Source organism: Nocardia sp. XZ_19_369 (assembly GCF_015355715.1).
In the GTDB taxonomy this organism is placed as follows: domain Bacteria; phylum Actinomycetota; class Actinomycetes; order Mycobacteriales; family Mycobacteriaceae; genus Nocardia.
The window spans coordinates 61,295-86,201 of record NZ_JACVED010000015.1; the positions used below are offsets into that span (position 1 = coordinate 61,295).

23 protein-coding genes are annotated in these 24,907 nt (G+C 68.1%); 9 read left to right on the top strand and 14 right to left on the bottom strand.

Annotated features, from left to right (window positions below; translation table 11 throughout):
* Positions 1-67: 67 nt before the first annotated feature.
* The 3 genes from IBX18_RS40250 to IBX18_RS40260 all read left to right on the top strand — a co-directional run bounded on the left by IBX18_RS40250 (position 68) and on the right by IBX18_RS40260 (position 1,859).
* Positions 68-676: a TetR/AcrR family transcriptional regulator gene (locus IBX18_RS40250; protein WP_194838664.1), complete on the top strand. Its 609-nt coding sequence runs from the start codon at positions 68-70 to the stop codon at positions 674-676.
* A gap of 68 nt (positions 677-744) precedes the next feature.
* The gene (locus tag IBX18_RS40255; RefSeq protein WP_194838665.1) at positions 745-1,575 is read left to right on the top strand and encodes a CPBP family intramembrane glutamic endopeptidase; all 831 of its coding nucleotides are present in this window, start codon (positions 745-747) and stop codon (positions 1,573-1,575) included.
* A gap of 77 nt (positions 1,576-1,652) precedes the next feature.
* Positions 1,653-1,859 (top strand): heavy-metal-associated domain-containing protein, encoded by a 207-nt coding sequence (locus IBX18_RS40260; RefSeq protein WP_194838666.1) that lies wholly within the window; start codon positions 1,653-1,655, stop codon positions 1,857-1,859.
* 619 nt (positions 1,860-2,478) lie between these two features.
* Here IBX18_RS40260 and rsmA read toward each other — a convergent pair.
* From rsmA to IBX18_RS40280, 4 genes are all read right to left on the bottom strand, one after another.
* Positions 2,479-3,360: a 16S rRNA (adenine(1518)-N(6)/adenine(1519)-N(6))-dimethyltransferase RsmA gene (rsmA, locus tag IBX18_RS40265; RefSeq protein ID WP_107659300.1), complete on the bottom strand. Its 882-nt coding sequence runs from the start codon at positions 3,358-3,360 to the stop codon at positions 2,479-2,481.
* Between the two features lie 72 nt (positions 3,361-3,432).
* Complete coding sequence (locus tag IBX18_RS40270; protein WP_194838667.1) at positions 3,433-4,599, bottom strand: alpha/beta fold hydrolase; 1,167 nt, start codon at positions 4,597-4,599, stop codon at positions 3,433-3,435.
* Positions 4,600-4,821: 222 nt separating this feature from the next.
* Entirely contained in the window at positions 4,822-5,949 is a 1,128-nt protein-coding gene (locus IBX18_RS43320) for a transglycosylase family protein (protein WP_306796625.1), read from the bottom strand.
* 193 nt (positions 5,950-6,142) lie between these two features.
* Positions 6,143-6,970, bottom strand: a complete 828-nt coding sequence (locus tag IBX18_RS40280) for a TatD family hydrolase (protein ID WP_194838668.1) — start codon at positions 6,968-6,970, stop codon at positions 6,143-6,145.
* A 196-nt stretch (positions 6,971-7,166) separates the two neighbouring features.
* Here IBX18_RS40280 and metG point away from each other — a divergent pair, with 196 nt between their 5' ends.
* Both metG and IBX18_RS40290 read left to right on the top strand, forming a co-directional pair.
* Entirely contained in the window at positions 7,167-8,726 is a 1,560-nt protein-coding gene (gene metG / locus IBX18_RS40285; RefSeq protein WP_194838669.1) for a methionine--tRNA ligase, read from the top strand.
* A 449-nt stretch (positions 8,727-9,175) separates the two neighbouring features.
* A complete protein-coding gene (locus IBX18_RS40290; RefSeq protein WP_228542529.1) occupies positions 9,176-9,805 on the top strand; it encodes a TetR/AcrR family transcriptional regulator in 630 nt (209 codons plus the stop codon).
* 34 nt (positions 9,806-9,839) lie between these two features.
* On the opposite strand, the gene IBX18_RS40295 is transcribed toward IBX18_RS40290, so the two are convergent.
* Together IBX18_RS40295 and rsmI are read right to left on the bottom strand one after the other, a co-directional pair.
* Positions 9,840-10,592 (bottom strand): isocitrate lyase/phosphoenolpyruvate mutase family protein, encoded by a 753-nt coding sequence (locus IBX18_RS40295; RefSeq protein WP_194838671.1) that lies wholly within the window; start codon positions 10,590-10,592, stop codon positions 9,840-9,842.
* Positions 10,593-10,673: 81 nt separating this feature from the next.
* Complete coding sequence (rsmI, locus tag IBX18_RS40300; protein WP_194838714.1) at positions 10,674-11,534, bottom strand: 16S rRNA (cytidine(1402)-2'-O)-methyltransferase; 861 nt, start codon at positions 11,532-11,534, stop codon at positions 10,674-10,676.
* 410 nt (positions 11,535-11,944) lie between these two features.
* On the opposite strand from rsmI, the gene IBX18_RS40305 reads away from it, so the two are divergent.
* Positions 11,945-13,549 (top strand): dolichyl-phosphate-mannose--protein mannosyltransferase, encoded by a 1,605-nt coding sequence (locus tag IBX18_RS40305; RefSeq protein WP_194838672.1) that lies wholly within the window; start codon positions 11,945-11,947, stop codon positions 13,547-13,549.
* A 16-nt stretch (positions 13,550-13,565) separates the two neighbouring features.
* Here the strand turns inward: IBX18_RS40305 and IBX18_RS40310 are convergent, their stop codons facing one another.
* Positions 13,566-13,925, bottom strand: coding sequence for a GntR family transcriptional regulator (locus tag IBX18_RS40310; RefSeq protein ID WP_135237604.1), 360 nt, complete (start codon positions 13,923-13,925; stop codon positions 13,566-13,568).
* A gap of 7 nt (positions 13,926-13,932) precedes the next feature.
* On the bottom strand, positions 13,933-15,231 hold the full coding sequence (gene arcA, locus IBX18_RS40315) for an arginine deiminase (RefSeq protein WP_228542530.1): 1,299 nt from the start codon (positions 15,229-15,231) through the stop codon (positions 13,933-13,935).
* A 175-nt stretch (positions 15,232-15,406) separates the two neighbouring features.
* Between arcA and soxR the strand changes: the two genes are divergently transcribed.
* On the top strand, positions 15,407-15,892 hold the full coding sequence (soxR, locus tag IBX18_RS40320) for a redox-sensitive transcriptional activator SoxR (protein ID WP_107659310.1): 486 nt from the start codon (positions 15,407-15,409) through the stop codon (positions 15,890-15,892).
* Here soxR and IBX18_RS40325 read toward each other — a convergent pair.
* From IBX18_RS40325 to IBX18_RS40350, 6 genes are all read right to left on the bottom strand, one after another.
* A complete protein-coding gene (locus IBX18_RS40325; RefSeq protein WP_306796626.1) occupies positions 15,861-16,685 on the bottom strand; it encodes an SDR family oxidoreductase in 825 nt (274 codons plus the stop codon). The two genes, soxR and IBX18_RS40325, sit on opposite strands and share 32 nt — an antisense overlap.
* A 106-nt stretch (positions 16,686-16,791) precedes the next feature.
* Complete coding sequence (locus tag IBX18_RS40330; protein WP_194838717.1) at positions 16,792-17,919, bottom strand: glycosyltransferase; 1,128 nt, start codon at positions 17,917-17,919, stop codon at positions 16,792-16,794.
* A gap of 97 nt (positions 17,920-18,016) precedes the next feature.
* Positions 18,017-19,030, bottom strand: a complete 1,014-nt coding sequence (locus tag IBX18_RS40335) for a GAF domain-containing protein (protein WP_194838673.1) — start codon at positions 19,028-19,030, stop codon at positions 18,017-18,019.
* Positions 19,027-20,844: a bifunctional diguanylate cyclase/phosphodiesterase gene (locus IBX18_RS40340; RefSeq protein ID WP_135237606.1), complete on the bottom strand. Its 1,818-nt coding sequence runs from the start codon at positions 20,842-20,844 to the stop codon at positions 19,027-19,029. Before IBX18_RS40340 ends, IBX18_RS40335 begins: the two co-directional genes overlap by 4 nt.
* Positions 20,845-21,634: 790 nt before the next feature.
* Positions 21,635-22,069, bottom strand: coding sequence for an effector binding domain-containing protein (locus tag IBX18_RS40345; RefSeq protein ID WP_107659313.1), 435 nt, complete (start codon positions 22,067-22,069; stop codon positions 21,635-21,637).
* The gene (locus IBX18_RS40350; RefSeq protein ID WP_040738955.1) at positions 22,066-22,509 is read right to left on the bottom strand and encodes a GyrI-like domain-containing protein; all 444 of its coding nucleotides are present in this window, start codon (positions 22,507-22,509) and stop codon (positions 22,066-22,068) included. The genes IBX18_RS40345 and IBX18_RS40350 overlap by 4 nt, the downstream gene beginning before the upstream one ends.
* A gap of 300 nt (positions 22,510-22,809) precedes the next feature.
* Here IBX18_RS40350 and IBX18_RS40355 point away from each other — a divergent pair, with 300 nt between their 5' ends.
* Entirely contained in the window at positions 22,810-24,054 is a 1,245-nt protein-coding gene (locus IBX18_RS40355) for a M20 family metallopeptidase (protein WP_228542559.1), read from the top strand.
* Positions 24,055-24,059: 5 nt separating this feature from the next.
* Entirely contained in the window at positions 24,060-24,791 is a 732-nt protein-coding gene (locus IBX18_RS40360) for a uracil-DNA glycosylase (protein WP_194838674.1), read from the top strand.
* Positions 24,792-24,907: the final 116 nt, after the last annotated feature.

Here is a 24,907-nt window from a genome sequence, read left to right on the forward strand (position 1 = left end):
TTCTCTAGCGATCACTACAGAATGGGACGTTAGCACATTATCTAGCGATCGCTATAGAATGGGTTCCATGAGCACCTCCACCCGAGGCAGGCCGCGATCGTTCGACCGAGCGGCCGCACTGGACAAGGCCACCCGCCTGTTCTGGGCGCGCGGCTACGAGGCCACCTCGATCGGTGATCTCACCGCCGCGATGGGCATCGGTGCGCCGAGTCTCTACGCGGCCTTCGGCGACAAGGCGACGCTGTTCAGCGAGGCAGTACAGACCTTCGGCGCGCAGTACGGCCAATTCATTGCCCGCGCATTGGCGGAGGAGCCGACCGCCGAGGCGGCGGTGCGGCGCTTCCTGCGCGAGGGGGCGGCGGAGTACACCCGGCCGGACTGTCCGCACGGCTGCCTGGTGATGAGTGCGGGCGTGAACACGACGAGCGGCGAGGTCGCCGACATGTTGCGCGGATTGCGCGAGCGAAACCTTGGACTGATCAGGGAACGCATTCAGGCCGATATCGATGCGGGCGTGCTCGTCACCGATGCCGACGCGGCGACCCTGGCGACCTACATCGGCACCGTCATGCAGGGGATGTCGCACGCGTCGCGGGACGGGGCGAGCCGAGCGGAACTGGAGAAGGTTGCCGAGTTGGCGATGCACGGCTGGGTGGCGACGACACCGGAAGGATGACGTCGCAGCGCGATAAATGGCTCTGAAGTATGAAAGGAACAGTGCTGGCACCGTGTGACGATCGTCCGGTGATAGATCAGCCTGAAATTCATGCCGGACCGGACATCGGGACGCGGACGGAGCTGCCGGTTTCCGCACCGGGCGGCCGGATCTTCTGGGCATTCGTCGGGCTGTACATTCTGGCGACCCTGCTCGGCTCGGCGGCGATGCTTGCGCTGCAACCGGTTTCGAGCATCGACCCGGCGGCGCTCGCGCTGGTTCAGTTCGGTCCGGCGCTCGGCGCGTTGGTCACCTGGTTTGTCGGACGCAGGATTGTCGGGCCACTGCTTCCGGCGCCGGTGCCTGCCAGGCAGGTTCGCACGAACCTCGGATACGTTCTGGTTGCCTGCCTGCTGTGCGGGTTATTGATCGCCGGGGCAACGGCATTCGCGGGGCACGATCTGGTCGGGCCCGCGGCGGTCGGAGGCGTTCCCTTCGTGGTGTTCTTCGTGATTCAGCTCGTCGGCGCGACCGGTGAGGAGATCGGGTGGCGCGGCTTCCTGCAACCGCTGCTGGAATCGCGAGTGCGCCGGTTCGTGGCGATCGCGGTGACCGGCGCGGCATGGGCGCTGTGGCACGTGCAGGCGTTCGGTGCGGGTCCGGTGGTCGCCGTTTCCTTCTTCGTCTCCGCGATGGCGTTCGCGGTGCTGCTCGGCAGCCTCGGCACCGGTAGCTGCCGGCAGCGGATTGTGGTTGCGGCGGTGGGGCACTGGTTGATCAATGTCGGGATCTATTTGACCGCCGGGGACGAGACGCTCGGCACCCCGCAGGTCGTGTTCATCGCGGGGGGTGCTGTTGTCGGGACCGCGGTGACCCTCGCAGTACGGTCGTGGCGAACAGTCGAATCACCACTTGCGTGACATACCCGTGGGGGGTATGTTCGTTGATGTCGGGGTACCCCCGGCCCGTATGATGAAAATGAGCGAAGGAGTCGGAGATGCCCAGTTCCACCTACACCGTCACGGGGATGACCTGCGGGCACTGCGTGAGCTCCGTCAAGACGGAGATCGGCAAGATCGACGGTGTCACCAGTATCGATGTCGATCTCGCCAGCGGTGCGGTCACCGTCGACAGCGCGGCACCGATCGCCGATTCCGAGATCGCCGCCGCCGTGGACGAGGCGGGCTACGAGGTCGCCGTCTGATACAGGACCGGTGGGAGTTCGCCGCCTTCGGGCGCCGAATCAGGCCGGAGCCTTGCACTTTCGGATGCGGGACCGGGCATGTCCGGTCCCGCATCCAGCACGACAGGAAGCCGAGCTGATCATCCGGCCCGACACGACGCAGGATCAGGTGCGACCGATCGCACCCGAAGTCGCGTGCCATGCGCAGACCCCCGAGCGCGGGCGCGCATCGGCGCTATCTAGAATTCTCCTCCGGCGGCACGGTGCGCACCGCAGCGTTCACCATGGACGGCGCCATGGTCGAATCATCCACAGGCCCATCCACATCCGACGACACACCGCGTCGGAGTGCCCGGTACGGAGGTTCACACTCGAAGGTCTGCGCTCGATCGGGCCGTCGACAGGCGGGTTGACCTGCGTTTACTGCGCCGCGCGAATCGTGAAGAAGCACAATCGGATCGACTACGTTACTGCGACCGCCGACGATGCGACACAAAGGCAAATGTCTGTTATCCACAATCTGCATCGCCAGAATCACCGGTGGAACGCGTTACCGATGCAGGTTCGCCGGGCGCGTATTCGCTTCGGCCGCAACACAAACCGACCAGTACGCCCGCGCGCTCTCCGCAGACTGCTTTAATCAGGCCTGGGCGGCGAGACGAACGAACGCAGCGGTGTCGAGGGTTTCACCGCGGGCCGTCGGGGCGATACCTGCGGCGACGAGGCGACGCTCGGCTTCGGCGGGTGAGCCTGCCCAGCCGGCCAACGCCGCGCGCAGAGTTTTGCGGCGCTGCGCGAAAGCCGCGTCGACGACCTCCCAGACGCGGCGGCGATGGTCGTCGTCCATCGACCACGGGGGTTCGGCGTAGCGGTCGACGCGGACCAAGCCGGAATCGACGCGCGGAACCGGCCAGAAGACCTGGGTGCCGACGGCGCCCGCGCGACGGACGGTACCGAAGAATCCCGCCTTCACGCTGGGCACCCCGTAGATGCGACTGCCGGGCGCTGCCGCGAGCCGATCCGCCACCTCGGCCTGCACCATCACCAAAGACACTGTGATGCTGGGCAATTCGGCCAGCAGATGCAGCAGCACCGGGACCGCCACGTTGTACGGAAGATTCGCCACCAGCGCGGTCGGCGACACCGGGAGGTCGGCGGCGGCGACCCGCAACGCGTCCGCTTCGACGACCGTCAACCGGTCGGCCAGTTCGGGCGCCCGGTCCGCGACGGTCACCGGCAGGTGCTCGGCGAGCACCGGATCTATTTCGACGGCGACGACCGAATCCACCACGTCGAGCAGCGCCAACGTCAGCGAACCGAGGCCCGGCCCGACCTCGAGCACCACGTCGTCGCGCCCGACCCCGGCCGCCGTGACGATCCGGCGCACCGTGTTCCCGTCGTGCACGAAGTTCTGCCCGAGCTGCTTGGTCGGCCGCACGCCGAGCCGTTCGGCCAGCACCCGCACTTCGGCGGGCCCCAGCAACGCGGCACTCCCACGAGCAGCAACTTCAGGTTCGGACACCTGAAGAACCTATCAACCTCCGGGATGTGCCCGGCCGCTCCGCCTCGTTGCGGTCCAGTCGGAGGCCGTGGACTACCGCTGCGGCGCCGGTGCCTTGACGCGGTCGAGGAAGGAATCGATGGCCGCCCACATCGGCGGGTTGAGCTGGGTGTGCCTGCCGGTGCCGGTGACGGTCTGGAAATCGACACCGTTGGCGGCGAACTGGGCGGCCAAGGCGGCGTGCAGCGGGGACGGCACGACGGTGTCGGTGATGTTGAGCAGCAACAGGATCGGGGCGTCGTAACCCGAGGTCGGGACGGTGAGGTAGGTGTCGAGGGCGGAGCGGATGGGCTCGTCGGCGAGCGGCCTGGCGAGCAGGTCGCCGACGCCGAGGCCGCGCACGCGCTCGGTGATGCCGTCCAGGCACAGGGTGCCGACGCTGTCGAGAACCTCGCGACCCTGCGGGGTGAGGTACTGGTCGACATGCACGTCGGGGCGGGCGGCACGCAGGCCGGCCAGGATGCTGACGAAGAAGCTCATCGCGCCGTCACCGCCGCGGACCGCGGGGATGTCCGGCCCGGCCAGCGGCAGCACCTTCTCCACATCGGATTCGGGATCGATCGCGATGGTGCCGCGGAAATCCAGATCGGGCGCGTAAGTGGCTTGCAGGTGGCCGGTGCCGAGCGCGGCCTGCCCGCCCTGCGACACCCCGAGCACGGCCCAGGTGCGCGACAGTTCGGGGTGGGTGGTGCGGGCGGCGCGCAGCAGATCGATGGTGGCGGTCGCCTCGGAGGCGATCTCCAGGTACGGGTGCGGGCCGGTGTCGAAGCGGCCGAGTCCGAGGTAGTCGGGCGCGACCACGGCGAAGCCCTGGCCGAGCAGGCGCTGTATCAGCTGGTCCTCTTTGGACCGGATCTCCTGATAAGGATGGCCCGCGGGCTCCGACTGCCCGCCGCAGCCCGCGCCGAGACCGCTGGTGCCGTGGTCGTAGGCGACGACCGGCCAGCCGCCCGCGGGCGGCGTGCCCTGCGGGACGAACAGCGCGCCGCTGACCTGCCGCGGCGTTCCGTCCGATGCGCGCATCCAGTACTCGACCACCGAGCCGCCCGATACCCCGTGCCAGCCGTCCGGCTGGGCGGCGACCGAGATCAGCGTCCCGGGAGTTTCCGCGTGTGCCGGAGCAACATTCACGCACAACGCGGCACTGGCCGACAACGTGGCTACCGCCACCGCACGCCGACACGCCTGAACAACCCTCATCGACCACACCTCACTGACCCGACCCACACCGTCACAAACCTGGACGAGTGTACAGATCAGCGGAATATTGCCTGGTCGCCGTGACCGCTCAGCGAATCAAAGGCAACACGAAGGGGTTCCGTCGCGTAACCGCCATCACACGCACAGGTTCTGTCTTCCCGCATAGGAAATCGCATGCGATTTCCTATGCGGGAAATCAAAAAGTGTGCGGCTCTGGAGTGTTCAGCTGATGCCGAGGCGGCTGGTGCAGGCGGGCCAGGCGCCCCAACCCTGGCGAGCACGGGTGACCTCGGCGATGGCGATCTGCTCCTCGCGGGTCGCGAGGTCGGCGCGGGGTGCGTACTTCAGGCCACCCTGCCGTTCCCAGGTGCTCTGGTCGAACTGGATGCCGCCGTAGTAACCGTTGCCGTTGTTGATGCTCCAGTTACCGGTGGACTCGCAGCGGGCCAGCGCGTCCCAGACCGCTCCGTCGCGCACCGGCGGCACCTCGGTGCCCGGCTTGGCGCCCTTGCGGATGGTCTTCGGCTGCGCGGTCACCGTCACCGTCGAGGCGATCGGCTTACGCTCCACCTCGGCGCCGTTGACCATGGTGACCGCGAAGGTGACGTCCTGCACGCCCGCCGCACCCTGGGTTTCCACCACCGAGCGGCTCATGTTCATGGTCGGGTCTTCGATCACGTTCTCCGGCGGGTCCAGCGGCAGCGTCTCCGTCCGCTGCTCGATCCGCTTGCGCGTCACCGTGATCCGCGCGCCATCGGTGAGCGGGGTGGACGCGGCGGGCTCGACGGTGTCCTGCTCGATCAGCGGAACGCCCGCGACCGTGAGCAATTCGCCAACGGTCGGCGCGGCCAACCGAAGGTCGACCGGTGCGCCGCTGCCGTCGATCAGCGAGACAGCCCGTGGCGTCGCGACTTTCAGCGCGGCACCCTCCAGCGGCAGCTTCTCGGTGCGGGCCGGCGAGACGTACACCTCGCTGGGCAGGCTCAGCTGCTCGAGCGCCTCGCCCGCGGTCAGACCGGTGGTCCACACCTTGCGGGCCTGACCGTCGACCATCAGCTGCACCTCGCGCGCCCGGTTGAGCGTGATGGTGGCGCCGTCACCGATCCGCGCGGCCAGCCCGGGGGCCACCTTGTCGCGTTCGGTCACCGCGAAGCCTGCGGCGCGCAGCACACCGCGCACATTGAGCGACATGGTCGTCTCGACCCGCTTCTCGCCGTCGACGACGACCGTCACCGTCTTGCGGTTCACGATCGCGAGCCCGGCGCCGACGATCAGCGTCATCAGCAACGCGCCGACCGCTACGTACAGCAGCGGGGAGCGAGACTGGTTGATCCTCGTGAATGGGGACATGGTCACAGTACGATAACGAGGGGTTTGGGGGTAGACAACCTTCACTGGCTTCAGCTGGAGCTATCAATATCACGAAAAGATATCGACGCCGCAGGTTGATCACGAATTGTGACCACCATAGTGATCTAGGCCACACCAGGCATATCCAGCCCCCTTACGGGTACTCGGAGTGCCGAAAAATAGCGGGTACGACTCAGATGCCGTAGACGCGCCGAGCGTTCGCCGTGGTGATCTTCGCCAATTCGGCAGGGTCCTGTTCGCGCACTCCCGCCAGCGCACGCACCGTGTACGGCAAGCAATACGGTTCGTTGGGGGCACCACGGAATGGATGCGGGGTCAAATAAGGCGCGTCCGTTTCGACCAGAATGAGCTCGTCGGGTACTACTTTCGCGGCTTCCCGCAACTCATGCGCATTCTTGAAACTGACCGTGCCGGAGAAACTCAGCACATAGCCCTCGGCCACACAGGCCAGCGCCATAGTGGTATCCGACGAGAAGCAATGGAAGATAACGGAATTCGGCGCACCCTCGTCCAGCAGCACCGTCAGCAAATCGTGGTCGGCCTCGCGATTGTGGATCATCAGCGGTTTGCGCAGCCGCTTCGCCAGGTCGATGTGCCAGCGGAAACCCTCGATCTGCGTCTCGATGTCGGCGCAGCCGTCGAGCTTGCCCGGCCAGTAGTAGTCGAGTCCGGTCTCGCCGATCGCGACCACGCGAGGGTCGGCGGCGAGCCGCTCGAGTTCGGCCTTCGCGGCCTCGTCGAGCGCGTTGGCGCGGGTCGGGTGCAGCGCGACGGCGGCGTAGACGCGGGGATCCCAGTGCGCGGCCTGCACGGCCCACTTCGCGGCGGCGAGATCGTCGGCGACGGTGACCACCTGGCCGACGCCGACCGAGGCGGCCCGGTCCACGATCACGGCGGTGGAGGCCGCATCGGTGGCACCGCAGGCATCGAGGTGGGTGTGCGCGTCGACGATCGGCGCGAGCGGCTCCGGCAGGTCCGGCGCGGGGCGCTTGTTGCTCATCGGGCACCGCCGGACACAGCGACATCGGCACCGGCAGGTCGGCCCGCGGCGACCAGCGAATCGGCACAGCGGATATTCGCGCGAAGGTTGGAAACCACGCGCATTACAGTAGACACACCATGAGCGAGCGTAGCGAGCGAATCGAATTAACAGCGCGCCCCGCGCATGACGGAGCCGAGCGCAGCGAGGTGGAGTCATGAGCGAAGCCGACCGCCCCGCCTTCTATATCACCACGGCCATCGCGTACCCGAACGGTGCGCCGCACATCGGGCATGCGTACGAGTACATCTCGGCCGACGCCATCGCCCGGTTCAAGCGGCTCGACGGGTACGACGTCTTCTTCATGACCGGCACCGACGAGCACGGTCAGAAGATGCAGCAGACGGCCGTCGCCGAGGGCATCCCGGTGCAGGAGCTCGCGGCGCGCAACTCCGACGTGTTCGAGTCGATGGACAAGACGCTCGACGTCACCTTCGACCGGTTCATCCGCACCACCGACGAGGACCATCAGGCGGCCAGCGTCGCCATCTGGGAGCGGATGCTCGCCAACGGTGATATCTACCTGGGCAACTACTCGGGCTGGTACTCGGTGCGCGACGAGGCGTTCTACACCGAGGAAGAGACCACGCTGCTCGACGACGGCACCCGGATCTCCACCGAGACGAAGACGCCGGTCACCTGGACCGAGGAGTCGAACTTCTTCTTCCGGCTCTCGGCCTACCAGGACAAGCTGCTCGCGCTCTACGAGGAGCATCCCGAGTTCATCGCGCCGGCCACCCGGCGCAACGAGATCGTCAGCTACGTCAAGGCGGGGCTGAAGGATCTGTCCATCTCGCGCACTACCTTCGACTGGGGTGTGCCGGTGCCCGGCCACCCCGATCACGTGATGTACGTGTGGGTGGACGCGCTCACCAACTACATCACCGGCGTCGGCTTCCCGGACACCGAATCCGCTGCGTTCCAGCGATTCTGGCCCGCCGACGTGCACATCATCGGCAAGGACATCACCCGGTTCCACACGGTCTACTGGCCGGCGTTCCTGCTGTCGGCGGGCATCGAGTTGCCGAAACGCGTTTTCGTGCACGGGTTCCTGTACAACAAGGGCGAGAAGATGTCCAAGTCGGTCGGCAATGTGGTCGATCCGCTGGAGCTGGTGGACACCTACGGCCTGGACGCGGTGCGCTTCTTCCTGCTGCGCGAGATCTCCTACGGGCAGGACGGCAGCTACAGCCACGAGGCGATCGTCGGCCGGATCAATTCGGACCTGGCCAACGAGTTCGGCAACCTGGTGCAGCGCAGCACCAAGCTGGTCGCGCGCGACTGCGGCGGCGTGGTACCGACGCCGGGTGAGTTCACCGAGGCCGACCAGACACTGCTGGCGCTGACCAATGGGCTGCTCGACCGCTGCCGCGCTGAATTCGACGCGCAGCAAATGCATCTCGCGCTGGAAGCGATCTGGCTGACGCTCGGCGAGACGAACAAGTACTTCTCCGCGCAGGCGCCGTGGGCGCTGGCCAAGTCCGGCACGCCGGCGGATCTGGCCCGCGAGGCGACGGTGCTGTACGTGACGCTCGAGGTGTTGCGCATCGTCGCGATCCTGGTGCAGCCGGTGATGCCGGGTTCGGCGGGCAAGATCCTCGATCAGCTCGGCCAGCAGGATCGCAGCTTCGCCGACATCGCGACGCCGATCGTGCCCGGTGTGCCGCTGCCCGCGCCGGAACCGGTGTACCCCAAGTACATCGAGCCGAAGGAGTGAACCGCACGCGGCCTGCTCGGTCGCGTGCGTCGAATCAGGCTGTGCCCGTGCCGCGTTGGCGACGCCGCACCATGCTGCTGCGCGCGGGCACACACTGCCTGATGGTCGAGTAGCCCGCGCGCGGCACGGTCCGGCCGAGCGGGCCGCGCTCGGGGTGGACCGGGACGGCAGCCGGGCGGCTACGGCCGATCGAGGCGAGTAGCGCTCTCACCGTAGTGCGCAACAACTCTCGGATTCCCCGTTCGATTCTCCGCCCCGTGTACCACCGCGTACTGAACACCTACCGGAAGGTACCGCACGCGGCCCGAACCCGGACCGAAACGGCCATCGTTGCCCACCGGCGCGTAATCCCCTGGCGCACAGACGCATAATGCTTGGTTACGAATGCATATGTTCGCTGAACAGGGAGGGCACCGATGCGCCGAGAACAGGCGACAGGATCGACACCCATGCCGCAGAACAGCTTCGCCGATCGGCATCGCGCGGCACGAGACGCGGTCCTGGTCTCGCAGCGTGGGCGGCTCATCGAGGCGATGGTCGAATGCGTCGACAGCATGGGGTATTCCGGTACCACGCTCACCGATATCGTTGCCCGAGCACGAGTCTCGCGCAGTACCTTCTACGAGCACTTCGCGAACAAGGAGGAGTGCTTCGTCGAGGCGGTGCACACCGGCGTGGACATCGTGGCCACCCGGATCGCCGAGGAACTCGGCCAGCTCGCGCCGGATGCCGACGCGCACGCCAGGATCGAGTCCATCGTCGTCACCTTCTGCGAAACCGTCGCTGCCGAACCGGATTTCGCGCGACTGATCCTGGTCGAGTCGTTCAAGGTGAACCAGGCCGCCGTCGACTTCCGCGACCTGGCCGTCGACCGCTTCGCCGAGCTGTACCGGCTCTTCTATGACCAAGCGCGCCAAGCGGATCCGGCCTTACCGGAGGTGTCGGACGAGCTGATCGCCTTACTTCCGGACGCGATCGGGGAGCGGACCCGCCGCGTCATCGTGTCCGACGGCCCCGCTCGCGTCCCCGACCTGGCTCCGCTGTTCGTGCAATTCGTCAACGCCACCCTCGGCTTGTAACCGTAGTGCCGCTTCGCTTTTCAGCGGCGAACGGTTACTTCCAGCGCGCGAGCAGCCGCTCGATCTCCGCGGTGAGCGCCCGCTGCAGGAAGGGCCCGAAGCTGATCCTGGCCACGCCCTGATCCGCGAGCACCGCCTTGTCGGACTTGTCCGGCAGGCCGACCATGCTGATCGGCAGGGGCAGTTCACCGGTCAGCCTGCGCACGGCAGCGTCGCCGGACGCACCCGCCGGGAAGAGCACGTCGGCACCCGCGGCAGCGGCCAGGCGCAGCCGTTCGATGGCGCGATCGACCCGGTCCGCCTCGTCACCGTCCTGGCGCAGGAACAGGTCGGTCCTGGCGTTCACCACCACGTGCACCCCCGCCGCGTCGGCGAACTGGCGCAGGCCGTGCACGAGATCGGCGTGCTCCTGCGGCGCCCGCAGCCGCTGGCCCTCGCTGTGCACGGTGTCCTCGATGTTGAGCCCGACGGCGCCCGCCTGGAGCAGACCGTCGATCAGCTGAGCCGGTTCGAGGCCGTAGCCCGACTCGATATCCACCGACACCGGCACGTCGACGGCCTCGGTGATCTGCCGGACCCTGGCGAGCAACTCGGCGAAGGTCATCCCCTCGCCGTCGGCGCGGCCGATCGAGTCGGCCACCGGATGACTGCCCACGGTGAGCGCGGCGAACCCGGCATCCACCGCCACCTTCGCCGACCACGCGTCCCACACGGTGGGCAGTACGGCGGGATCACCGGGACGGTGCAGTGCGAGGAAGGCCTTGGCCTTGCTTTCCAGAGAAGACATAGGACGATCATGCCGCGTCGGCGCGGCGCGCACCATGGCGCGGTTCGTCACCTGACCGCTGTCCCCCGCACAAACGGCCGGTCAGTCCGCGCCGTCGCGGCGGGCGACCAGCACCGCGTCGTAGAGCTCGTTGCGGGAGACGCCGTTCTGGCCGGCGATCTGGGCGCAGGCGTCCTTGAGGCGGATGCCTTCAGCGGTGAGCGCTTCGACCTCGTCGACCAGGTCGACCGGGTCGGCGGATTTGGGTTGCGCGCCTTCGAGGACGACGGTGATCTCGCCGCGGGCGCCGTCGACGGCCCAGGCGGCGACCTCGGCGAGGGTGCCGCGGATGACCTCCTCGTAGGTTTTGGTCAGTTCCCGGCAGACGGCGGCGCGCCGGTCGGGGCCGAGCACGGTGACGGCGTCGGCCAGGCAGTCGGCGAGGCGGTGCGGTGCCTCGAAGAACACGCAGGCGCGCGACTCGGTGGCCAAGGTGCGCAACCACTCTCGGCGCTGACCGCCCTTGCGCGGGGCGAAGCCGTCGAAGCAGAACCGTTCCACCGGAAGGGCGGACAGCGCGAGCGCCGTGGTAACCGCCGACGGGCCGGGCAGGCAGGTCACCGGCAGATCGCGCTCCGCACACGCCGCGACCAGCCGGTAGCCGGGGTCGCTCACCGACGGCATGCCCGCGTCGGTGACCAGCAGCACGGTGCGCCCGGCCTCGATATCGGCGAGCAGGGCCGGAATCTTCGCGACCTCCACGTGGTCATAGAAGCTGATCACCCGGCCGGTGATCTCCACGCCGAGTGCCTTGGCGAGCGATTTGGTCCGCCGGGTGTCCTCCGCCGCGACGATGTCGGCCGACCCGAGCGCGTCGCGCAGCCGCTGCGAGGCATCACCGATATCCCCCATCGGCGTCGCCGCAAGCACCAGCCTGCCCGGCCCTGTCGCCTCGTCCGCCACCGCACTCCCGTCTTCACCACGCCCGGCACCCACCGAACCTTCGCAGCCTATCGACCCACCCACCCAGCGCCCGCAGCCCTACTGCGCCACGCACAGCCGAATGCGCCACGCGCCCGTTCTTGCCATCGGTTCGTGCACGGCAACCATGCGACATACCGGGCAGCACGAGACGCGCGCGGCGACACGAGACATGCGCGGCAGCACGAGACATTCCCGGCAACATGGACGCGTACGCGGCAAATCGTGGGATGTACGCATCACTCCGGACACCCGGTTCGGCGCGCGGCGGTGGTCGGCGTACTCGGTATGTGATCGTGACCACGCGGCGAGTACGCGCGTGCTAGGGATTTCACACGGTGTCGGGCTCACCGCTGCGGGACCTCGTGGCGCGCACAGCATACGATCGGAGCGTGACACAGGTGACCGACCAGCGCGCGACCGCTCCGTTCGGGTCCGTGCCCTCCTGGTCGAGCCCCGCGCCGCGGCGGCCCTCGCCCGATTTCGGGCCGACCGACACGCTGCGCGGCTGGCTCGTCACCGCGTTCCTCACGGCGATCGCGGCGGTAACGCGATTCACCATGCTCAACTACCCCACCGACGCGGGCACCCCGGTGTTCGACGAGAAGCATTACGCGCCGCAGGGTTGGCAGATGCTCAACGGCGGCTGGGTGGAGGACAACCCCGGCTACGGGCTGGTGGTGCATCCGCCGGTCGGCAAGCAGCTCATCGCGATCGGCGAGGCGATGTTCGGCTACAACGGCTGGGGCTGGCGCTTCGCGTCCGCAGTGGCCGGGACCTTGCTCGTCCTGCTGGTGATCCGCATCGTGCGGCGGCTGGCCCGGTCCACCCTGATCGGCGCGATCGCGGGTATCCTGCTGATCGCCGACGGCACCACGTTCGTCTCCTCGCGCATCGGCATGCTCGACATCTTCCTGGCGATGTTCGTCACGGCCGCCTTCGGCTGTCTGATCGTCGACCGGGACGAGGTGCGGGCCCGGTTCGCCAAGGCCGACGCCGAAGGCCGGATCGACGCGACGCCGTGGGGACCCCGCCTGGGGGTGCGCTGGTGGCGCTTCGGCGCCGGCGTGCTGCTCGGATTGGCCTGCGGGACAAAATGGTCCGGCGTCTACTTCATCATCGCCTTCGGCCTGCTCAGCGTCGGCTTCGACCTGGCGGCCCGGCGCGCCTACGGCGTGCGCAGTCCATGGTCGGGCACGGCGATCCGCGATATCGGGCCCGCGCTGTACGCGCTGGTGCTGGTGCCGCTCGGGGTGTATCTCGGCACCTACTGGGCCTGGTTCGCCAGCGAGACCGGGGTCAACCGGTGGGCGGTCGGCAATCAGGTCGGCACCGGCGGGCCGTTCAGCTGGATCCCCGCTGCCCTGCGCTCGCTCTGGTTCTACAGCGGCGAGGCGCTCAAATTCCATGAAGGCCTGACCAATTCGGCGGGCAATCACCACCCCTGGGAATCCAAGCCGTGGACCTGGCCGATGGGCCTGCGGCCGATGCTCTACTACTACGCCGACAACGGCGTCAGCGGCTGCGGGCAGACCCAGTGCGTCAAGGCCGTCATGCTGATCGGCACCCCGGCCATCTGGTGGCTGGCCTTCCCGGTGATCGCCTGGATGGTGTGGCGCATCGTGGTGCGGCGCGACTGGCGCTACGCCGCGGTGCTCGTCGGCTACAGCGCGGCGCTGCTGCCCTGGTTCCTCACCCTCGACCGGCAGATGTACTACTTCTACGCCGTGGCGCTCGCCCCGTTCCTGGTGATGGGCATGGCGCTGGTCCTCGGCGACATCCTCGGCCCGTCCCGGCGAATACCCGTGCCGCGCAGTCCGGTCGGCACCTATCTACCGGTCGCACCCGACGAACGGCACGCCCTGGGCCTGCTCGCCGTCTGTCTCTACCTCGGCCTGGTGATCGCCAATTTCATCTGGCTCTGGCCGATCCTCACCGCGCTGCCGATCACGCCGGGCAACTGGCACGACCACCTCTGGCTGCCCAGCTGGCGCTGAGCACGCGCAGCGCCGCTCAACCCTCCAGCGCCGCTTTGACGTAACGGAGCGCGGCTGCGTCGTCGAGCCCCAAGCGGCGAACGGTGGCGACGTAAGCCGTGGCGGCGCGGCCCGCGACGTCGCGGGTCGGATCCCCGGAGGAGGCGATGAAAGAGCCTTGCCTGCCCCGGGTTTCGACCACGCCGTCGGCCTCCAGCTCGCGGTAGGCGCGCGCCACCGTGTTCGGCGCGAGGCCGAGTTGCGCGGCCAGCGCCCGCACGGTGGGGATCTTCGTGCCCGCGGTCAGCTCGCCGGAGCGCACCTTGGCGATGATCCCCATGCGTAGCTGCTCGTAGGGCGGGACAGCCGACTCATGCGACACGGTGATGTTGAACATGGTTGGATCACAACTCATCCCGGGATAGTGGACAGGACAGACAACGGGGTCCGCCTCTACCGGAACCCAATTCGGAGCCAGGAATGCGCAGCACCTCGATGCCCGCGTCTTCCAGGCGAGCATTGGTCATCTCGTTGCGCTCGTAGGCGGCCACCACGCCCGGCGCGATGGCCAGCGTGTTGTTGCCGTCGTCCCACTGTTCGCGCTCGGCGGTGACGCCGTCGAGGCCGGTGTCGATCACCCGCAGCTTGTCGATGCCCATCGCCTTGGCCGCGGCGACCAGGAACGGATCGGGTCCGCTCATCGCCACCCGGCCCCCGCCGTTGCGCCCGCCGTAATCGTCTTCGCGTTGAATGGTGAACGCGCACAGCGAGTCCCGCACCGCCGGGTACATCACCAGCGCGTCGCTGTCCACCATCGTGCAGACGGTGTCCAGGTGCATGGTCGCCCGGTTCTGCGCGATCGGGACGACCAGCACGGTATGCGCGAGGTCGTCGTCGAACAGGCTGCGCGCCAACGCTTCCGCGCCGGCCGGCGAGGTACGTTCGCCGACGCCCACCGCGACGACGCCGGGCGCCAGCAGCAGCACGTCGCCGCCCTCGATGGGCGCGGTGTGCGATTCGTAGGCGCGGCGCACGCCGAGGAAGCGCGGATGGAAGGCGTAGATCAAGTCGGTGAGCGAGGTTTCCCGGATCCGGGCGGGCAGCGCGAGCGAGGTGATCGCGACGCGTGGCCCGATCCAGAAGGAGGAGTCCCTGGTGAACAGCAGGTTGGGCAGCGGATCGATGACAAAATCCGCGCCGTGGTGCATCCGGCGCACCAGCGAGGTGGCGTCGGGTCCGAACGGCAGTTCGTCGAAGGTCATCCCGGCCATCAGGATGTTGGCCAGGTCCCTGGCCCGGACGCCGCGCAGGAAGGCGGCGAGCTGGTCGGCCAGCGTGTGCCCGAGCCTGCGCGCGTCCACGGCAGCGGAGATGCCCTGGATGCGGGCGGCGCCGCTGACCGCGAGGGTCTCGGCGAGCAGGTCGGCCAGCAGCAGCACCTCGACGCCGCGCTCGCGCAGCACGCCGGTGAACGCGTCGTGCTCCTGCTGGGCCCGCTCCACCCAGGGAATGCCGTCGAACAGCAGCTGATCGTTGTTGCGCGGGGTGAGCCTGCGCAGCTCGTCGCCGGGCCGATGCAGCAGCACCGTGCGCAACGTGCCGACCTCGGAGGTCACCGTCAACCGCGTGCCCGGACTGTCGGGGTCCAGCCCGTCCGCGTCCGAGTCCTCTCCGTGCCGCGCGGGCACAGCATCTGCTCCCATGCTCAGACCGTAGTTCGCCGCGGGCTCCAGAGCACGTTATTCGGGGGTTCGTTGTGGTCTTGCGGCGTGGTGCAGCAGTCGCCATCGGCGGATCGGGCCGACTTGCCGATGCGGGCGATTCCTCCACCGGCTCCGGCTAACCTCAAGTATTGTTGAGGGGAATGGAGGAGCGTGCATGTCGACAGCCGATTGGCGAGCAAAGGAGCTGACCCCCGGGCAGCTTTCCGAGCGTAGCGGAGTAGCAGTTTCCGCGTTGCACTTCTACGAACGCGAAGGACTCATCAGCAGTCGGCGGACCAGCGGGAATCAACGCAGATACGCGCGCGAGACGCTGCGGCGGGTCGCCTTCATCCGCATTTCTCAGCGGGTCGGTATCCCGCTCAGCGAAATTCGCGACGCGCTCGATCAATTGCCGGAAGGCCGCAACCCCACCCGCCGCGACTGGGAGACGCTGTCCACCACCTGGCGCGCCGACCTCGACGACCGCATCACCCAGCTGATTCGCTTGCGCGACAACCTGACCGGCTGCATCGGCTGCGGCTGCCTGTCACTCGGCAGCTGCAAATTGGTCAACGAGCACGACCGGCTCGGCACCGAAGGCCCCGGTGCGCGCGTGCTGGATGTGCAGCTCAATTGTGCTGCGCGGCCAGCAACCGGCTGAACCTGGCGCTGGCGCGCCGCATCACAATCTCGTAGGGCAGCGCGAACTTTCGCGCCCACCAGTAGCCGAAGCGGATGTCGAAGGACGTGTAGATCAGGAACCGGTTGCGCGCGATGCCGCGCAGGATCGAGGCCGCCACATGCTCCGGCGACACCGCGTGCTTGGTGAACGACTCGGTGAGCCTGCGGATCTTCGGTGACTCCCGGTCGACGCCGACCAGCTCGACGCTGTGCACCAGCGGCGTGTCCACCGCGCCGGGCACCACCAGGTGCACCGAGATGTTGTGCTGGTCGAGATCGAAGCGCAGCACCTCCGAGACGCCGCGGATGCCGTACTTGCTCGCGCTGTAGGCCGCGTGCCAGGGCAGCGCCAGCAGACCGGCCGCGGACGAGACGTTGACCAGCGAGCCGCCCTTGCCCGCCCGCACCATCGGCGGCACGAAGTTCTCGATCACGTGGATCGGGCCCATCAGGTTGACGTCGACCATGCGCCGCCAATGCTTGTGCTCCAGGTTTTCCACGGTGCCCCAGGCCGAGGTGCCCGCGACATTCATCACGATGTCGAGGCTGCCGTGCTCACCGTGCACCTGCTCGGCGAAGGCGGTGACGGCGTCGAAGTCGGTGATGTCGAAAGCCTGCGCGGCGAGCACGACGCCGCCGTCGCGCCGGATGTCTGCCACTGTGTCGTCGAGCCCGGCGGCATCGATGTCGGTGAGCACCAGTTCGGCGCCCGCCGCGGCGGCGGCCTGCGCGGTGGCCCGGCCTATTCCGCTGGCGGCGCCCGTGATCAGCACCTTCGCGTCCCGCACTGTCCTGCGGCCCGGTCGCCCATTACCTCGCACTGCGCATCCTCATCTCGAATTTCTCGAATCGGCTCACCGCAGGGTAATCGAGCGCGGCTCAGCGGCCCAGTACGGCGAGCATTCCGGCCACCGCCCTGGGCCAGGTGTACTGCTCGGCCCGGCTGCGGGCCGCGCGCCTGCGGCCCACCGTCGGCAGCGCGAGCACGTCGGTGACCGCCTGCGCGAACGCGGAGCCGCGGTCGTCGGCGACCGCGCCGCACTCGGCGGTCACGATGTCCTTGAGCGCCGAGGACCGGCTCGCCACCACCGGGGTGCCCGCCGCCAGTGCCTCCAGCGCGGCGAGGCCGAACGTCTCGTGCGGGCCGGGCGCCAGTGAAACATCCGCGGTGGCAAGCAGTTTCGCCACCATCGCGCGCTCGGAGATGAAGCCGGTGAAGTGCACGGCGGGCAGTCCGCCTGCCAGTGCGGGCAGCGCACGCGCCCGGCGCTCCAAGGCCTCGCGGCGCGGCCCGTCACCGGCGACGACCAGCCGGACCTCGGTGCCCGCCTCGTGCAAGGCGGCGACCGCCTCGATGCTGCGCTCCACCCGTTTCTCCACCGACAACCTGCCGCAGTGCACCAGCAGCGGATGGCCGGGCACCCCGAGATCGGCGCGCAGCCTGCCGTCGTGCCTGCGCGGGCTGAACAACTCCAGGTCCACCCCGAGCGGCACCAGCTCGACGTTCGGCGCGTCGATCCGCAGGAACTCTTCGCGGGCGAACTCGGTGGTGCAGACGACGATGTCGTAGTCGGCGGCGGTGCGGCCGTTGGCCACGTCGGCGCAGCGGCGCGCGGCCCGGCCCGGCATGAACTGGCCGAGCAGCCGGTCGAGTCGTTCGTGCGAGATCATCACCCCGGTCACGTCGCGGCGCCGGGCCCAGCGGCCGAAACCGCGCAGGGTCAGCCGGTCCGACACCTCGAGCACGTCAGGGCGCAGCCCGGTGAGTACATCGGCCACCCGCCGCGGGTCGGCCGCACGGTAGCCGCCGGTCCACGGAATAGCCAAGGCGGGCAGGGTTATTCGCAGCACGCCGGTCGGCAGCAGCTCTTCGGAGCGGCGTGCGCCCGGCACGATGAGCACCACTTCGTGGCCTGCCGCCACGTAGCCCTCGCCGAGGTGATGCAAGGCAGTGCGCAACCCACCCGACCGCGGGCCGTAGAAGTTCGCAAGCTGAACTATGCGCACCTCGCCGATGGTGCAGGCCATCGGGTGATCCTCGGGACCGATGCGCCCAACGCGGCGTGAACAGCCGTGGAAGACCCGGCGAACCAGCTTGCCAGGGCTACTCCGGCCACACCTTGATCAGCCCTTGGCCGCTCGCGGCGGGCAGCACCGGCGAGAGTTCGGCCCGCACCGGGATCCACTCGGTGTCGGTGAACCGCACGCGTAGTCGCAGGTGTCTGGCATCCGTGCCGGCGGGTTCGGCGGCCAGCTCGGCGCAGGCGGCACGGAAGTCGGCGAGGTCGTCGGGGTGCACCTTCGGGCGTTCGACGGCCCAGCGGTCCAGCGGCGGGGCCGGGGTCCTGGTCCACTCGTAGATGAGGCAGGAGCTCAGCCCGACGAAGCCGACGCCGTCGTCCGCCCGTTGCGACACCGCGCGCAGCATGGTCATGTCGACATGCGGTTGGGCGGGCGCGGCATCGGCGAATTCGTGCATCACCGCCCTGATCCGGCGGGCCACCGGATCGGCCCTGGTCACCATCTGGAAGCTGCGCACCACGCCGTCGTCGCCGAGCATGTCGACCTCGCTCTGGTGCCTGCCGTCGAGCGTGCCGACCGTCGCGAAATAGTCGATCCGGCCCTCGAAACGCACCATGCGGCCGAAGGCCTCCGGCGGCGTGCGGATCACCCGGACGTCCTCGGGCGCCCTGGCGAACACCAGTTCCTCCAAACCCGGTCCGTGGTGCGCCAATTCGGTGTCGGCCTCCCAGTCCCAGGCGGCGACCCGCAGACGCGGCGGCGGCTGTTGATCGGCAGTCCCGGCCCACACCTGCACGCCGTGCACCTCGTCGAACGCGCAGACAATGGGCACACCGTGCACGACAAGCCCTGTCTCGCAATGGGTCACGGACTCAGCGGTCTCGACGCAGCGCTGCACCACCTCGATGATGCGTTGCGGCGCCGCGGCATGCAGTTCCCGGCGGACCCGCAGCAGGCGAGCCCAGTCCTTCACCTTCGTTCCGTCGGACACCAGCGTCGGCACCGCGCACTGTCCGTCCGGGGTGCGGCCCAACGTTTCGATCAGCAACCAATCATGTTCGGACAGTTGATGTTCGGTCGAGCGTCCGTCGGTCATATCCCCGCAGTGCCGCGACTCGCCCTGGGCAAGTCGAGATCGAGTGGAATGCGGCCGACCGCCAGATGCGCCTCCACCTCGTCGGCGGGCATCGGCCGGGCGATCAGAAAGCCCTGGGCCCGATAGCAACCGAGCCCGACCAGGGTGCGCGCGGCCACCGCCGTCTCGACGCCTTCGCCCACTACGCCGAGGCCGAACGAACCGGCAAGTCCGATAATGGATTTCACGATCGCCAGATCGTCGGTGCTGGCGCCGAGGCGCTGCACGAAGCCGCGGTCGATCTTCACCGCGTCGACCGGCAGCGCCTTCAGATGCGACAGCGAGCTGTAGCCGGTGCCGAAATCGTCGATGGCGATCTGCACGCCCATCCGCTTGAGTCCGCGCAGGGTGACCTGGGTGCGCGCCAGATCCTGCACCACGACGTGCTCGGTGATCTCCAGGCAGATCGAACTGCCGTCGATGCCGAACAGCCGCAGGATGTCCTCGATCCGCTCCACGAAGTCCAGGCTGACCAGCTGCACCGGCGAAACATTGATGCGCATCACGACATTCGCCGCCAGGCCGCGCCTGCGCCACTCGGCGAACTGCGCGCACGCCGACCTGATCACCCAGCGCCCGAGCTCACCGGCCAGGTTGGTCGCCTCCGCCACCGTGACGAACGCGGCGGGCGGCAGCAGACCCCTGGTCGGATGCAGCCAGCGGACCAGCGCCTCCAGCGCGACGATGCGCCCGGTCCGCAGATCGACCTCGGGCTGATAGTGCAGCAGCAGCGAGCCGTCGGACACGGCGCCGCGCAGGTTGAGCTCCACATCGTCCTGCAGCTCGAACTGGGCCCGCATGGCGTCGGTGAACACAGCCACACCGTTGCCACCGCCCGACTTCGCGGACAGCAGCGCATGATCGGCGCGGCGCAACACGTCGGCGACGGTGGTCTCGCCGGGGATGCCGACGGCCACACCGATACTCGCCGCGCGACTCACCGATTCCCCGCCGACGGTGACCCGGCGGCCGATGAGCTGCTGGATCCGGGTGCCCTCCTCCTCCGCCGCGACCGCGTCCATCGGCTTGGCCGGCACGATGACGAACTCGTCACCGCCGAGCCGCGCGATCATGTCGTCCGGGTCGAGGTGCTCGCGCAGCCGCGAGGAGAGGGTACGGATGAAGTTGTCGCCCGCGGTGTGGCCGAGGAAGTCGTTGAGCGCCTTGAGCCGATCCAGGTCCAGGAAGAACGCCGCCACCGGCCCCGGGCTGCCCGGTTTCAGCCGCTCGTCCATGTGCTCGAGCAACGCGCGGCGGTTGGCCAGTCCGGTCAGGTCGTCGTGCAGCGCGATGTAGCGCAACCGCTCCTCTGCGACGACCCGCGCCTGCAACTGCGCGAACAGCGCGGCGATCGCCTTGAGCACGTTGAGCTCGCGGGTGCTCCACTCCCGGTCGCCGGTCTTGATGAAGCCGAGCACGCCGGTCGACTCGCCGCGCGAGAGCAGCGGCACCGCGGCGGTGGTGACGACGGGGATGCCGGAGGCCCGGCGCATCGTCTCCTGATAGTCGGCGAACTCCGGTGTCGGGCGGGCGATCATCGGTTCGGTCCCGTGCTCGAACGCGCGGAACACCGGATCGGCGCCCTCGAAGTAGACGACCTCCAGCGGATCCGGATCGGGCACCTGCGGCCGGTGCGGCCACTCCGCGATCAGCACCGACGCCCTGCGCTCGCGGTCGGTGTGGCGCACGTAGCTGAAGTCGACATCGAAGTATTCGACCAGCTGGGCCAGCACCCGTTCGGTCGCCTCGGCCATGGTCGTGGCGTCGACACCCATCAGCTCGGAGGCGACCTGGGTCACCAATGAGTCGAGCGTCCGCCGAGGCACCTTGTCTCCGATCACGCTATCCACGGGTGTCCACGCCCGGCACCGGCCGCCGCCGCCTGCGGAGCCGCCCATTACGACTCCGGGCAGCAGCCGATTCGCTCAGGCATAGCACCAACGCCATGGTCTCATGCTCAGGTACTCCGAGTAGGTCCGAGAATCGAAGCGACGCCAGTGTATCCACGAAATCCGGGAAAATCGTGGCCGGTGCGCCAGGGAGTCGCGCTTTTCGGCTGCTGTCCGCGCCCATCCGTCACCCCACCATTCCGGGGTCGGTATCCGACGCACGGCGGCCGGGCTGTTCGACTCGAATCGGCGAGCCGTGCAATTCATCGGCAATTGCCCGACATCCCCGATTATCCCACCAGATCGGATCGCCCCGATAGCGATCATGGGAATCGGGACCCGGCGGAAAATGACCTGCTACCGCCCAACCGAAGCCGCCAGCAACCCGGATCGGCGCAGCGGCGGTGCTCGCCTCGACAGCCATACTGTTCCTACTCCGTTGCTCCGCATCCTTACGCGGTCGTCGAACCGGGGCCGACATCTCCACCCGAATCCTGCTTTCGGACGGGTTTGCCTAGGGCAGTATCCGTCATCCGGCAAGAATTGACCAGACGTCTGGTTAATCTTCCGAAAACTGGATGCGCCCCTGTAAATTCCCCCTGGTCAGAACCCATCTCGGGCTTGAGCAAAATACCAGAGTGACTGGTCGGTTCTAGCGCAGCTAACCAGCAGCAAGCTAGACGAGGATGGAGATGAACAGCTCGACCGAATCCGGCCCCTGCCAGATCTCGATCTCTTCCCGATAAGCCCGGGTGATCTCGGCCGATGCTGTCGCGTCATCGACCTGCGCCCACACGTCCTCCACCGGATCGTGATAGTCGCCGTTCGGCGCGAAGCGGGCGTACACGCCCTTCGGCACGCGCACCAGGACGTCGCCGATCGGCACCGATTCGGGTTCGCGGTACTCGAAGCAGACCACAGCGTTGTAATTTCCGGCCGGGTCCGGCACGTACACGGTGTACATCGGACGGTCCTCGCCCTTGCGGTCGCGCAGGCGGTCCTTGAGGAACTCGATCAGGTCGCTGTTGCTGACCTTGAAGCTCGGGCGCACCCGGGGCACCACCAGGCCGCCGTAAATCGCCTCACCACGCACTGCGATCGCATAAGTCATCGGGCGTCTACCGCCAGATACAGCTCGATCTTGTAGGCATGCGGATAACACTCGAAGTCACCGGTGTAGGTCCGTTTGATCTGGTTGTGTTCCTCGGCGTACGCGATCTGGGTCCAGAGGTCGGTCATCACCTGCGGAAAGTTACCGACCGAGGAGAACCGCGCATAGGTGCCGCGCGGCAGCCTGGCCACCAGATGACCGCGGGTGACGTCGCCGAAGGACGCGCACTCGTAGCCGACGATCTGGGTGTTGTAGGTGCCGAGCTCACCGGTGTAGTCGGTGTAGGCGCTGGCGAGCGGGCCGCCGAGCTCCTGGTGCAGCACGGTCGCCCAGGCGGCCTCGAGGTCGTGGTCACGCAGCTCTCCGAGCGCACGTTTAGGGCTGCGCACCGGCAACCCGGCAACCCACGTTTCGTCCCGCTCGACGATTTCAAACTGCATGGAAAGACTCTTTCGAGATGAATCCGGGGGCGATGCCCGCATCCGGTCGGCCAGAAAGGCCATGCTATCAACACAGACCGCGTGGTCACGATCACATGTCCGGCTTGTTATCCACGGTCACGACCGCTCCGAACTGGACAAATGACCTGCGTCGGGTAAAGCGACACCGCCGGAAACGCACTCATGCATAGTTGACATGATCGTTTCGCTTGCCGATCAACTGGCCAACCGTCGACCTCGAACGGAGACCTGACGAACGACAGCCCGATCCACGACGAACTCGACGAGCGTGCCGCCGCGCTGGCCGACCAGGTGATTGCCTGGCGCAGGCAGCTGCATCAGCATCCCGAGTTGTCCAACCGAGAGGTCGAGACCGCCGCGCTCATTGCCGGCCAGCTGCGCTCGCTGCACCTCGACGAGGTCCGCACCGGAATCGCCGGGCACGGCGTCGTCGGGGTACTGCGCGGCGGGCAACCCGGCGACAAGGTGATCGCGCTGCGCGCCGACATCGACGCGCTGCCGGTGCCCGACGAATGCGGCGTGGACTTCGCCTCGCACGTGGTCGACGACGCATACCCCGGCGGCCCGTTCCCGGTGTCGCACGCCTGCGGCCACGACTGCCACACCGCGATGCTGCTGGGTGCCGCGAGTGTGCTTGCGGGCGTGCGCGATCGGCTGCCCGGCACGGTGTTGTTCGTCTTCCAGCCCGCCGAGGAGGGCCCGCCGGTCGACGAAAAGGGCGGCGCCCGAGAGATGCTCGCGCAGGGCGTGTTCGCCGACCCGGTGCCGACGATGGCCTTCGGATTCCACGTCACACCATTTCCCAAGGGCTACATCGGGTATCGGGTAGGCAACCAGTTCGGTGCCTCGTGTCTGGTGCGGATCACCATCACCGGACAGCAGGTGCACGGTTCGACACCGTGGCTGGGCATCGATCCGATGCCCGCCGTCGGCGCCGTGCTCACCGGCATCGGCCAGCTCTACCGGCAGGTGAACGCGTTCGAGCCGATCACCGTGTCGATCGGGCACATCGAGGATGTGGGGCGGTTCAACATCATCGGCCGCACCGTCACCCTGTGGGGCACCATCCGCTGTGCCGTGGAAGCCGATATGGCCGAGGTACAGAAACGGCTCGGCACGCTGGCCGAGCACACCGCGCAGGCTTACAACACCACCGCGACCGTCGACTATCTGCAGGATGTGCCCGCGGTGCACAACAAGAAGGAGTGGATCGACGCAGGTCTGCCGACGTTCTGCCGGGTCGCGGGCGTCGACCGCGTCGTGCAGAGCCCGGCGACCCTCGGCTACGACGATGTCTCGGAGTTCGTCAACAAATACGGCGGGCTGTATGTGACGCTCGGCGTGCAGGACGCCGAACTCGCCGACAACGGGATGCCGGTGCCCGCGCCCGGCGGCCGCGGGCTGTTCATGAACCACAGCCCGTACTTCTACGCCGACGACGACACCCTCGTCACCGGTGTCCGGTTGCACGCCCACGTGGCCGTCGACCACCTGACCGGCGCGCTGGTCCCGGATCTAGAGTGATTCCCGTGTGCCACACCATCGCCGAGCTGGACGCCGCGGTCGCCGACTGCTTCGCCTGCCCTCGACTGGTCGCCTGGCGCGAACAGGTGGCGCGGGAGAAGCGCGCCGCGTTCCAGCACGAAACCTATTGGGGCCGGCCCGTTCCCGGTTACGGGCCCGACGATGCCCGGCTGTTCGTCGTCGGGTTGGCACCAGCCGCGCACGGCGGCAACAGAACCGGCCGCATGTTCACCGGTGACCGCAGCGGCGACGTGCTCTACGCCGCCATGCACGCGGTCGGGCTGGCCAACCAGCCCACGGCGACCCATCGCGACGACGGCCTGCGCCTCAACGGCGTCCGAGTGACCTCGCCGGTGCACTGCGCACCGCCGGACAACAAGCCGACGCCCGCCGAGCGCGACCGCTGCAAACACTGGCTGGCCACCGAATTCGCTTTGCTGGCACCGACTGTCCGCGCCGTGGTGGTGCTCGGTGGGTTCGGCTGGCAGGCGCTGCTGCCCGTGCTGGCGGAGGCGGGGTGGGTCATTCCGCGTCCGCGACCGAAGTTCGGGCACGGGGTGCACGTGCAGCTGTCCCCTGCCGAATCCGACCGCGCACCGCTGCACCTGTTCGGCTGCTATCACGTGAGCCAGCAGAACACCTTCACCGGCCGGCTCACGCCCGCGATGGTCGAGGCGGTGCTGAGCACGGCGGCGCAGGCCGCGGGGCTCGACGTCGACGGACCGCAGGCCGGCTAGTTCCGGACAACTCCGCACGCCCGGCACGCCACCGTTATCGTGGTAGCCGGGGAGTCGGGAACCAAGCCGAAAACCACTATCCATGGGTTTTTCGGCGCGGTTCCGACGGAGGAGCC